Here is a 7,663-nt window from a genome sequence, read left to right as displayed (position 1 = left end):
GGACACCGCCGAGCAGGCGGTGTCCGGGGCTCCTGTCGTGCGGGGTATCTCCTGTGTGGTGGTGCTAGTCCAGCTCCGCCGGCGGCGTCCGCTTGTTGTCGACCTTCTCGACGCGCTCCAGCTCGCCCCACACCACGTAGCGGTAGTTGGACGTGTAGACCGGCGTGCACGTCGTCAGGGTGATGTAGCGGCCCGGCTTCTTCGCGCCTGATTCCTTCGGGACCGGCTTCAGGACGTTCACGTTGTACTTCGACGTCTCGGGCAGCGTCGAGTACACCTTGTACACGTACCACTTGTCCCGGGACTCGAAGACGATCGCGTCGCCCTTGTCGATCTTGTCGATCTTGTGGAACTTCGCGCCGTGCCCGTCGCGGTGCGCGGCCAGCGTGAAGTTGCCTTCCTTGTCCTCGGGGAGCGCCGACTTGATCGGGTCCTGGTAGTAGCCCGCGACACCGTGGTTGAGCTCCTTGGTGCCGGTGCCCTTCGTCACCAGGATCTCGCCGTTGCCCATCGCGGGTACGTGCAGGAAGCCGATGCCGTCCTTGGTGTTCAGGTTCCCCGGGCCGCCCGCCCAGCGGTCACGCACCTGGTCGCCCTGCTTGTGCGCCTCGCGGTCCGCGACGACGTTGGTCCACCACAGGGAGTAGACGACGAAGAGACCCAGCACCAGGCCCGCGGTGATGAGGAGTTCACCGAAGACGCTGACCGCCGTGGCGATGGGACCGCGTCCCCGTGGCCGTGGCGCGGGCGCGGGTGCGGGTGCGGGCGTCTTGGCCCGCTCCTCGCTCTGCTCCTCGTCGTGGTCGGCGTGGTCGGTCGTCGCTGCCACTGGATCTGCCCCGTTCTCACCGTGCTAGTTGACGAGCGCGCTCGGTTTGCCCTCGCTGCGCGGCCGTTCCTCGACCATCTTGCCCCAGACGATCATTCGATACTTACTCGTGAATTCCGGGGTACAGGTGGTCAGTGTGATGTACCGGCCCTCTTTGGTGAAGCCCGACCCCGGAGGGACAGGTCCGATCACCGAGGTGTTGCTGGGCTGGGTCTGCGGCAGGATGCTCGCCATCTTGTAGACGAAGTACTTGTCCTGCGTCTCCACGACGATGGGGTCGCCCGGTTCGAGCTGATTGATGTACCGGAACGGTTCGCCATGGGTGTTGCGGTGCCCGGCGACCCCGAAGTTGCCCTTCTTGGCCTCCGGCATGGGCGTCTTGGTGCGGCCCTCGTTGTAGTGGCCGACCATGCCGCGGTCCAGGACCTTCGACTTGTCGATGCCCTCGGCGATCGGCACGACCACGTCCAGGCGGGGTATGTGCAGGAGCGCGAAGCCCTGTCCCGGCTCGAAGGCACCCGGCTTGCCCTTGCCCTTGGCCCACCGCTCCTGGAGGTCGCTGGCGGCGCCGTTGGCCTGCTGGTGGGCGCGGATGTTCGTCCACCACAGCTGGTACGTGACGAAGAGAAGCATCAGGACGCCTACGGTGATGAACAGTTCACCGATGCCTCGGCTCACCACGGCGCCCGGGGACGGCCTGCGGGCGCGCTCGGCGCGGCGGGCCTCCACGCGGGAGAGGGGGGCCGCGGAGGACGTCGGGGAGGCGGAGGCGGTCGGGGAGGCGGGTGCGGCGGGCGACGCGCCCTTCTTGGCGGCCTTGCGGCGGGCGGCCCTGCCACCCTCCGTGGGGCGGCCTTGTTCCGGCTCCCGGTCCGGCTCCCGGTCCGGCTCGTAGGACTCGTCAGGCTCGGCTATTCGGCGCGTGTCCGCCGTCCGCAGGCCCACCGTCTCGTCGTCCGCCGGAGGCTGCGGGGCGTACCCGCCGTACAGCTGCTCGTACGTCGGCTCCCGCACCCCGTACCAGTCGCGGGCGTACCCCTCGGGGTCGTACCACTCCTGCTCCTGGGGCTGCTCCGGCACGGGCTGCGGCTCCGGCTGGGGCGGCGGCTCCGCGGGCCCGCTGCGGAACCACGGCGAAGGGTGCTGCCCCGGCAGCGGGTCCGTCAGCGGGTCGGCAAGGTGATCGACGGCCGCCTCGAACGCCCCGGGCTGCTCGAATGCCCCTGGGTCCCCGTACGACGCGTACTGCTCGTCGTCGTACGGAACTCCGGAGGAATCACGCTCGGGGCGCAACGCGGTCACGCCGTGGCCCTGCCCACCACCGGGGCAAGACCGCTCGACCGACCGACCGCCCCCTTGTCGCCGCACTCCACCAGCCAGTTGGCCAGCATCAGGTGGCCGTGCTCGGTGAGCACCGACTCGGGGTGGAACTGCACGCCCTCGACCGGCAGTTCACGGTGGCGCAGGCCCATGATGATGCCGTCCTGCGTGCGCGCGGTCACCTCGAGCTCGGCCGGGACCGTGGCCGGTTCGGCGGCGAGCGAGTGGTAGCGGGTCGCGATGAAGGGCGAGGGCAGCCCGGCGAAGACGCCCTTGCCGTCGTGGACCACCGCGGACGTCTTGCCGTGCAGCAACTCCGGCGCCCGGTCCACCACTCCGCCGTACGCCACCGCCATCGACTGCATGCCGAGGCAGACACCGAACACGGGCACACCGGTGTCGGCGCAGTGCCGCACCATGTCCACGCAGACGCCGGCCTGCTCGGGAGTGCCGGGGCCCGGCGACAGCAGGACGCCGTCGAAGCCGTCCTGCGCGTGGCGCAGCTCGACCTCGTCGTTGCGGACGACCTCGCACTCGGCGCCCAGCTGGTAGAGGTACTGGACGAGGTTGAAGACGAAGCTGTCGTAGTTGTCGACCACGAGAATGCGGCTGGGGCGTCCTTCGATACTCACTGGCCGTCCACCGTCACATCGTTGAAGGGAAGCAGCGGCTCGGCCCAGGGGAAGACGTACTGGAAGAGCACGTAGACCACAACGAAGACGAGCATCAGCGAAAGCAGCGCCCTTACCCAAGCGTTTCCCGGCAGATGCCGCCAGATCCAGCCGTACATGCCGTCCCTTCCGTAGCCGTACGGCACCAGACTAACGGCGCAGTGCCTCCGGTTTCCCGGCCTCGACGGGCTGGGTCGCATCGAGGTGCGCCCAGACGATCAACCGGTGGCTGTGGCCCCACTCTGGCTCACAGGTCGTAAGGGTGAGGTAACGGCCAGGCCCGTCGAATCCGGACTTGCGCGGAACCGCGTCGATGACCCCGATGTCGCCGGGCAGCGTCCTGTAGGGCTTCTTGTCGATGCGGTACGTGAACCACGTGGTGCCGTCGGTCAGGACCACGGGGTCGTTCGGGCGCAGCTTGGGGAAGTCCTTGAAGGGGTCCCCGTACGTGCGGCGGTGGCCCGCCACGGAGAAGTTCCCCCGCTGGCCGAGCTGCGCGGTGTCCCCGTAGTGACCGAGGCCCTTCTTGAGGATGTCGGTCCCGGTGCCCTGGAGCACCGGCTTGTTCCACGTGAAACCGAACCGCGGGATGTACATGACGGCGAAGGGCTTGCCGTCCACGTAGGGGCCGGGCTTCTTCGGAGAGGTGCCGGCGGGCTTGTCGTCCGCCCCCGAGGGGACCGAGCCCTGCGACCACTGGTCCTGGAGCTCGTCGATCTGGCTGTCCATGGCGTTGTCGGCCTTCACGCCGGTCCAGAACAGGACGTACACCACGAAAAGCACGATCAATGTGCCGATGGTGATGGACAGTTCGCTGAACGTTCTGACGAGCACTCGCACCGACACCGGACGGCCCCTCCCAGGTGCTACTCCACGGGCTTCGCGTAGTGGAGATCCACTGTGCCCGAGTAGCCGGGAAGAGTCATCGCCCCGTCGTCGTCGACTTTCCAGCCGAGGCCGTAGGCGTTGACGTACAGCATGTAGTTCTGGATCTCCGGGGACGCGGCGAGCGCCGTCTTGAGCTTCTCCGGGTCGCCGATGGCCGTCACCTTGTACGGCGGCGAGTAGACGCGGCCCTGGAGGATCAGGGTGTTGCCCACGCAGCGGACGGCGCTGGTGGAGATGAGCCGCTGGTCCATGACCTTGATGCCCTTGGCGCCGCCCTGCCACAGCGCGTTGACCACGGCCTGGAGGTCCTGCTGGTGGATGACCAGGTCGTTGGGCTGGGGCTCGGGGTAGCCGGGGAGCTTGGCGGTGGCGTTCGGCGGGGCGTCGGCGAGGGTGACGGAGACGGCGTCGCCGTCGAGCTTCTTGGTGCCCGCGTTCTTCTCCAGGGCCTTGAGCCGGGCGTCGTCGGCCTTCGTTCCGCCGTTGTCGCGCTCGGCGAGGGACTCGACGTCGTCGCGCAGCGAGCCGTTGGACTCGTCCAGCTTCCCGTTCTTGTGGCTGCGCTCCTCGATCAGGTCGGAGAGCTTCAGGAGGGAGGCGTCGGTGCGGATGTTCGTGCCCTTGGCCGTGTTGAAGCTGGTGAAGAAGATGAGGCCCGCGAGCGCGAAAACGGCGGCCGTGAGGAGCCGGACCGGCCGCCAGCGAGGGCGTCGACCCGGACCTGTGGGGGAGTCGGCAGAATTGCTCAACGTACCCTTATCTCCTTCAGCGCCGCGGAAGCACTACGCTAACGGACGCCCGGGGGAGGGCTCAGCTCCCCGTATCGACAGGAGAGACCCTCGTGCCGAAGTCACGGATCCGCAAGAAGGCCGACGATTACACGCCGCCCGCCAAGAAGGCGACGAACATCAAGCTGACCAGCCGTAGCTGGGTGGCTCCGGTGATGCTCGCGATGTTCCTCATCGGGCTCGCCTGGATCGTCGTCTTCTACGTCACCGACGGCAAGCTGCCGATCGACCCGCTGGGCAACTGGAACATCGTCGTCGGCTTCGGCTTCATCGCCGCTGGGTTCGGCGTCTCCACCCAGTGGAAGTAGCGCACCTGCCGCAGGGCTGTGCGCAAGCCTTGCCCTGAGTTATCCACAGCGCTATCCACATCCCGGCCCCGGCTGGGGAAAAGAAAGACGATCTGTGGATAACCCACTCGGTGTTGACGCCGGTATGACTGGCTGATCGCCATGCAAGCCCTCACAGGCCCCTTGTCCCTCCTGGGGAAACCCAGGTCAGCGACAAGGGGCACTGTTGTTCCCCACAGAATGCACAAGCGTGGGCACACGCTGTGGACAACCTTGGCCATCGGACGACAATGACGGGCTTCAGACGAGCTGCGCGGTCCTGATGACCACAGTCGCGAGGACCACGACGAGCACCACGGCACAGGTCCCCCACTGCACGAGCGTCCGCCGCTCCCGGGGCGCGTGCACCATCCCGTACGCGATGGCGACACCGGCGACCAGACCGCCGACGTGCGCCTCCCAGGCGATGCCGCTCCAGGTGAAGGTGAAGAGCAGGTTCAGCGCGAGCAGCGCGATGACGGGGCGCATGTCGTAGTTCAGGCGCCGCATCAGGACGGCGGTCGCGCCGAGCAGACCGAAGATCGCTCCGGACGCGCCGAGCGAGGCCTGGCTCGGGTCCGCGACGACGTACGTCAGCGCGCCGCCGGCCAGACCGGACAGCAGATAGAGCGAGAGATAGCGGGCGCGGCCGAGCGCCGCTTCCAGGGGGCCGCCGAGCCACCACAGGCCGAGCATGTTGAACGCGATGTGCCAGATCTCCTGGTGCGTGAACATCGACGTGACCAGGCGGTACCACTGGCCTTCGGCGATGCCCTCGGTCGGCGCGAAGGGCTCGGGCGGCCATGCTCCGACCAGGACCAGTTCGTTGACCAGGCGGTCGCCCATGGCGAGGACGGCGATGAACACCGCGAGATTCAGTCCCAGCAGGATCTTGGTGATCAGGCGCGGGTCGGAGGCGATCGAGCCGCCCGCGAGGGTGCGCGGCTGGTTGGCCGCGGGCGCGTGGCCGGTGCCCGAGCCCTCGCGCACGCACTCGGGGCACTGGAAGCCCACCGAGGCGCTGATCATGCACTCCGGGCAGATGGGGCGCTCGCAGCGGGTGCAGCTTATGCCGGTCTCGCGGTCCGGATGCCGGTAGCAGACGGGCAGGTTCGACGCGCCCTGTGGCCCCTGCGGGCTGCCTGGTGCCTGGTCCATGGGGTCCCCTCAATGTCCGTACGAAGACGCGGCCACGCGCGCGCGGCGAACGCACCGCCCCGCCCTTCCTTACGGATGGGCGGGGCGGTTTGGTTCCCTCGCGGGGTGCGCCGGTGTCAGGAGGCGCGGGTTTCGATGACGACGGACTCGATGACCACGTCGTTCACCGGGCGGTCGGTGCGCGGGTTGGTCTGCGTGGCCGCGATCTCGTCGACGACCTTCCGGCTCGCCGGGTCCGTGACTTCGCCGAAGATGGTGTGCTTGCGCGTGAGCCAGGCCGTCGAGGAGACCGTCACGAAGAACTGGGAGCCGTTGGTGCCCGGCCCCGCGTTGGCCATGGCGAGCAGGTAGGGCTTGTCGAAGGCGAGGTCGGGGTGGAACTCGTCCTCGAACTCGTAGCCCGGACCGCCCGTGCCGTTGCCCAGCGGGTCGCCGCCCTGGATCATGAAACCGCTGATGACGCGGTGGAAGACCGTGCCGTCGTAGAGCCGGTCCGAGGTCTTCTTGCCGGTTGCCGGGTGGACCCACTCGCGCTCGCCCTGGGCGAGCTCGACGAAGTTCTTGACCGTCTTCGGCGTGTGGTTGGGGTGCAGCAGCACCTCGATGTCGCCTCGGTTGGTCTTCAGGGTGGCGTAAAGCCGCTCGGCCACGGTCTGCCTTCCGTTGTCCTCTATGACGTGCCGATCCTCGCACGTACCGGATTGCGACGAGTAGCCACCGAGTGGGAGCGCGCCGCGACGATCCGTGGCATTGTCGGCGAAGAAACTCTCCTTGTACCGATTTGATCAAATTGATGACACCCGGATGCCCGCCCTCTCATGCCTCGGATTCATCTGGAAGGCATGATCCTTGAAAGGGTGGAAAGGTGACATACCTATAAGCCACCGAGGAGGAGGATCCCGTGACCCGCATCGACAGCGTGCGCGCCGCGACCGGTTCGGCGAGGGACAGCGTGCGGCATGCCGCGGAGGCGGTGGCCCCCTACGCCGGCACGGCCAAGGACCAGGCCGTCCATTACGCGCACGAATCCCGCGTCCGGCTCGCGCCCAAGGTGTCGCAGGCCGCCGACCAAGCCCGTGCCCAGTACGGCGCTCACGTCGGCCCGCGCATCGAGCAGGCCCGCACGCATGTGCCGCCGAAGGTCGACCACGCCGCGCACGAGGCAGCCGTCCGCACCCGCAAGGCAGCCGACCAGACCCGCAAGGCGGCCCGACAGGCCGCCGACTACTCGAAGCCGCGGATCGAGCACGCCGTGGCCGCGGCTCAGCCCGTCCGTGAGGAGGCGGCGTCCCGCGGTTCCGCGGCGCTGTCCGCCCTGCGCGGCGAGGTCTCTCCCAAGGAGATCCAGCGGCTGACCCGCAAGCACAACCGCCGGGCCCGCGCCGGTCGCGCGGCCAAGGGACTCATCGTCCTCGGCATCCTGGCGGGTGGTGCGGTCGCTGCCTGGAAGTGGTGGGACAAGCAGGCCAACCCGGACTGGCTCGTCGAGCCGCCGGCCGCGACGGAGGTCCCCGACAGCACGCCGCTGACCTCGGTCGACGGCAGCGGTCAGGCCTCCCTCGACCCCGAGGTCCAGGCCAAGCAGGCCGAGTCGGAGGCCGCACAGCGCGACGACCTGCGCTGACCCACAGGCTCCACAGAAACGCCGTAGGGCGGGATCACCTCAGCTGAGGTGATCCCGCC

Annotated in this window: 10 protein-coding genes; 2 read left to right on the top strand and 8 right to left on the bottom strand. The window is 68.4% G+C overall.

The window, feature by feature from the left end; all coding sequences use genetic code 11:
• Positions 1-64: 64 nt before the first annotated feature.
• From ACFUPX_RS43750 to ACFUPX_RS43725, 6 genes are read right to left on the bottom strand one after another with little or no spacing between them, the layout of a single operon-like run.
• Positions 65-829: a class E sortase gene (locus tag ACFUPX_RS43750; RefSeq protein ID WP_383335273.1), complete on the bottom strand. Its 765-nt coding sequence runs from the start codon at positions 827-829 to the stop codon at positions 65-67.
• A 24-nt stretch (positions 830-853) separates the two neighbouring features.
• Positions 854-2,131: a class E sortase gene (locus ACFUPX_RS43745; RefSeq protein ID WP_383335271.1), complete on the bottom strand. Its 1,278-nt coding sequence runs from the start codon at positions 2,129-2,131 to the stop codon at positions 854-856.
• Positions 2,128-2,775 carry an aminodeoxychorismate/anthranilate synthase component II gene (locus ACFUPX_RS43740; protein ID WP_383335276.1) on the bottom strand — a complete coding sequence of 216 codons (648 nt, stop codon included), beginning with the start codon at positions 2,773-2,775 and terminating at the stop codon, positions 2,128-2,130. Before ACFUPX_RS43740 ends, ACFUPX_RS43745 begins: the two co-directional genes overlap by 4 nt.
• Before the next feature lie 2 nt (positions 2,776-2,777).
• Positions 2,778-2,939, bottom strand: a complete 162-nt coding sequence (locus ACFUPX_RS43735; RefSeq protein WP_383335269.1) for a hypothetical protein — start codon at positions 2,937-2,939, stop codon at positions 2,778-2,780.
• Between the two features lie 31 nt (positions 2,940-2,970).
• Positions 2,971-3,660: a class E sortase gene (locus ACFUPX_RS43730; RefSeq protein ID WP_383335275.1), complete on the bottom strand. Its 690-nt coding sequence runs from the start codon at positions 3,658-3,660 to the stop codon at positions 2,971-2,973.
• Between the two features lie 26 nt (positions 3,661-3,686).
• Positions 3,687-4,457 carry a DUF881 domain-containing protein gene (locus ACFUPX_RS43725; RefSeq protein WP_383335267.1) on the bottom strand — a complete coding sequence of 257 codons (771 nt, stop codon included), beginning with the start codon at positions 4,455-4,457 and terminating at the stop codon, positions 3,687-3,689.
• Between the two features lie 92 nt (positions 4,458-4,549).
• On the opposite strand from ACFUPX_RS43725, the gene crgA reads away from it, so the two are divergent.
• Complete coding sequence (crgA, locus tag ACFUPX_RS43720; protein WP_160506128.1) at positions 4,550-4,804, top strand: cell division protein CrgA; 255 nt, start codon at positions 4,550-4,552, stop codon at positions 4,802-4,804.
• A 279-nt stretch (positions 4,805-5,083) separates the two neighbouring features.
• Here the strand turns inward: crgA and ACFUPX_RS43715 are convergent, their stop codons facing one another.
• Both ACFUPX_RS43715 and ACFUPX_RS43710 read right to left on the bottom strand, forming a co-directional pair.
• On the bottom strand, positions 5,084-5,980 hold the full coding sequence (locus tag ACFUPX_RS43715) for a rhomboid family intramembrane serine protease (protein ID WP_383335265.1): 897 nt from the start codon (positions 5,978-5,980) through the stop codon (positions 5,084-5,086).
• A 116-nt stretch (positions 5,981-6,096) separates the two neighbouring features.
• Positions 6,097-6,630, bottom strand: coding sequence for a peptidylprolyl isomerase (locus ACFUPX_RS43710; RefSeq protein WP_383335263.1), 534 nt, complete (start codon positions 6,628-6,630; stop codon positions 6,097-6,099).
• Positions 6,631-6,881: 251 nt separating this feature from the next.
• Between ACFUPX_RS43710 and ACFUPX_RS43705 the strand changes: the two genes are divergently transcribed.
• Positions 6,882-7,604: a DUF5324 family protein gene (locus tag ACFUPX_RS43705; RefSeq protein WP_383335261.1), complete on the top strand. Its 723-nt coding sequence runs from the start codon at positions 6,882-6,884 to the stop codon at positions 7,602-7,604.
• Positions 7,605-7,663 lie beyond the last annotated feature (59 nt).

This window comes from Streptomyces sp. NPDC057302, from assembly GCF_042667685.1.
Lineage (GTDB): Bacteria > Actinomycetota > Actinomycetes > Streptomycetales > Streptomycetaceae > Streptomyces.
Note: the sequence above shows the minus strand (reverse complement) of the source record. Positions and strands in the feature narration are given on the sequence as shown.